We start from the raw sequence: 1,520 nt of genomic DNA on the forward strand, positions 1-1,520 counted from the left end.
ACGAGGCGAACGCCTACGCCCGCGCGAACGGCAAGCACGAGTTCGAGGTGCTGAGCAACCACTTCGGGCTGGCCGAGGCGTACGACGTGCCGTGGGCCGGCTGCGAGCACGCCACCGACGCGGCGTCGAAGCAGTGGCTCGAGGAGCGCCAGGTGCCCCTGCTGCCCTGGTCCTCGCAGGCGCGTGGGTTCTTCACCGGCCGGGCCAAGCCGGAGGACACGAGCGACGCCGAGCTCGTGCGCTGCTACTACAGCGACGAGAACTTCGAGCGGCTGCGCCGTGCGTCGGAGCTCGGCGAGCGGTTCGGCGTCCCCGCGACGGCGATCGCCCTGGCCTACGTGCTGCACCAGCCGTTCCCGACGTTCCCGCTCTTCGGACCGCGTACGATCGCGGAAGCCCGGTCGTCCATGACCGGCCTCTCCGTCGACCTCACTCCGGAACAGGTGGCATGGCTGGACCTCCGCGACTGACCGAACCCGTTCCCGTACCCGGCGGCCGGGCGACGATCATCGACGTCGCCGCGGCCGCCGGGGTGTCCCGGCAGACCGTCACCCGGGCGATGAACGGCATGTCCGGCATCAGCGCGGCGACGAAGGAACGGGTCCTCGCCGCCGCGGAGCGCCTCGACTACCGGCCGTCGCGCTTCGGCCGCGGGCTCGTCACGGGTGGCGACCACCAGCTCGGCCTCGTCGTGAACGACCTGCGCAACCCCTACACGCCGCAGCTCGCCTCGGCCGTCTTCCGGCTCGCCGCCGAGCAGGGCTGGAACGTCATGCTCGCCGACGTCGACCTGGCGAGCGACGCCGACCGCATGGTGCAGGCGCTCGGGTCGCAGACGGACGTCGTCATCGGGTACCTCGGCTCCCGTCGCGACCGGTGGCGCGAGCTCCTCGGCACCGTGCCGATGGTCGAGCTCGACCCGTACTCGGAGCCACCGACCGCAGCCGTCTGGATCGACCCCGCCGACGCGATCGAGGTCCTCGCCGACCACCTCGTCGCCACCGGGGTCCGGCACCCGGTCGTGCTCGACAACTCCTCGCCGGAGCACACGAGTGTCCGCGGCATCCTCATGATGGACGCCCTCCAGCGGCGCGGGTACCTGCCCGAGCTCGTGCACGCGGAGCACGGCACGGCGGAGTGCGGCGCCGAGGAGACGACACGGATCCTCCGGCGACGCCGACGACAGGACGCGATCCTCGCCTTCAACGACGTGATGGCGCTCGGTGTCCTGCAGGCCTGTCGGCGGGCGGGCGTCGACGTCCCGCGGGAGCTCCGGGTCGTCGGCGTCGACGGCCTGCCGCTCGGCTCGCTCGTCTCGCCGACGCTCACCACGCTGGCGGTGGACCTCGACGAGGTCGCGCGTGAGGCGCTCGACCTCGCCCTCGGCATGCTCGCCGGCGAGCTGCCGCGGCAGGGTGACGCGGTGCAGCGCACGGTGCGGCACCGCCTGCTCCTGCGCGAGTCGGCCTGACGACGCGGCCCACGAGACAGCGCGACCGGAGGACGGACGGGAGGCGCGG

2 protein-coding genes are annotated in these 1,520 nt (G+C 73.0%); both read left to right on the forward strand.

The features are described from left to right. On the forward strand, positions 1–470 hold a 470-nt coding region (locus BIV01_RS11800), incomplete at its 5' end, for an aldo/keto reductase (RefSeq protein ID WP_139199318.1). After that, positions 449–1,471 carry a LacI family DNA-binding transcriptional regulator gene (locus BIV01_RS11805; RefSeq protein ID WP_071302965.1) on the forward strand — a complete coding sequence of 341 codons (1,023 nt, stop codon included), beginning with the start codon at positions 449–451 and terminating at the stop codon, positions 1,469–1,471. The genes BIV01_RS11800 and BIV01_RS11805, both read left to right, overlap by 22 nt. The last annotated feature ends 49 nt before the right edge of the window (positions 1,472–1,520 follow it).

The sequence above is a fragment of the Curtobacterium sp. MCBA15_013 genome (assembly GCF_001865095.1).
Classification (GTDB): domain Bacteria; phylum Actinomycetota; class Actinomycetes; order Actinomycetales; family Microbacteriaceae; genus Curtobacterium.